General features: G+C 49.1%; 1 protein-coding gene. It reads left to right on the top strand.

What is annotated here, in order from left to right:
- Nucleotides 1–160: 160 nt before the first annotated feature.
- Nucleotides 161–1,317 (top strand): hypothetical protein (locus tag ACFS7Z_RS27190; protein ID WP_377492619.1); only part of this gene is annotated, 1,157 nt, incomplete at its 3' end.

Below are 1,317 nucleotides of genomic sequence, written 5' to 3'. Positions count from 1 at the left end.
GCAAATAGCTATCATCTTGATTATACAGGATTTTAGAATTTAGCTCCTATTAGATAGCTGTTCAAAACCACCACTCCATTTCACACCTCCCTTACTTCCTGTGAAAGCTTACATTCTAAGTGCTTCCTTTTCTACTATGTATAAAGACAGAATTAAGTGTATGAAAAATTTAACCAAGCATTTTCACATCGGCACTAAAGTAGTAAATGCTATCAAGCTGGCTTACCTGCAGAAAAAGCTTTCCAGGGTGCTGGCTTTACGCGGCGTTGCCGCGGGACTGACCTGCTTGCTGTTCCTATTAGCACAATGTCAGCCTTTATTCGAGGAGGACCCACAGCCAAGGAGCAACACGAATGCGGCTGTCAGCCTGCAAGCAGTTACGAACATGGAGGGTGCTGTGGCACAGGTGGAGTGCACCACAGAAACATTATCATCCGGAGAGATAATCCAGATTTGCATTCCTGCTCATTGGAACGGGGAGCTTTTGCTATATGCCCGCGGCTACACTCCCGCTTTTGAGCCGCTGCACATCGCCTCTGAAGTTAGTGTTTACGCCCCTCTTTTCACAAGTTTCGGTTATGCCTTTGCTACTACCAGCTATAGCCAAAACGGGTTGGCTGTGCAAACCGGCATTCAGGATATGATCAACCTTCGTAACCTGTTCATTCAACGCTATGGTGAGCCTGAGGAAATTTACCTGGCAGGCGCTTCGGAAGGAGGGCTTGTTACCACGCTCGCCTTAGAACGATACCCGGAACTGTGGAGCGGAGGTTTGTCCCTATGTGGCCCCTGCGGCGACTTTCAGAGGCAGATAAACTACTATGGCAACTTCAGGGTTTTGTTCGATTACTTCTTTCCCGGCGTACTTCCGGGAGATGTGCTTGACGTTCCGGATGAGATGATCTTAAACTGGGAAACGGTTTACGTGCCTGCTATTCTACAAGCCGTCAGCCAAAACCCGGAAGCCACCATGAAGCTGCTTCATATCGCCCAGGCGCCTTATGACCCAAGCGACCCCAACTCCATTGTGCAGACTGTGCTGGGCGTGCTCCGGTATAATCTGTTTATCCGCGACGCGATCATAAAGTTAGGCGGGCAGCCTTTCGATAACCGGGACTATATATACTCCGGCACAGGTAGCGCGACCGAAGACAGGCAGTTGAACTTAGCGGTGCAACGCGTTTCCGCAGACAAGGAAGCCACCAAAAACATCAAGAAATATTATGAGACCAAAGGCATCCTCAAGAAGCCCCTCGTCAAATCGCATACCACCTCGGATCCTATCTCCCTGTTTTGGAACATGACATCGTACCAGGA

The sequence above is a fragment of the Pontibacter toksunensis genome (assembly GCF_042686245.1).
GTDB lineage: Bacteria > Bacteroidota > Bacteroidia > Cytophagales > Hymenobacteraceae > Pontibacter > Pontibacter toksunensis.
This window is presented reverse-complemented; position numbering and strand designations above follow the sequence as displayed.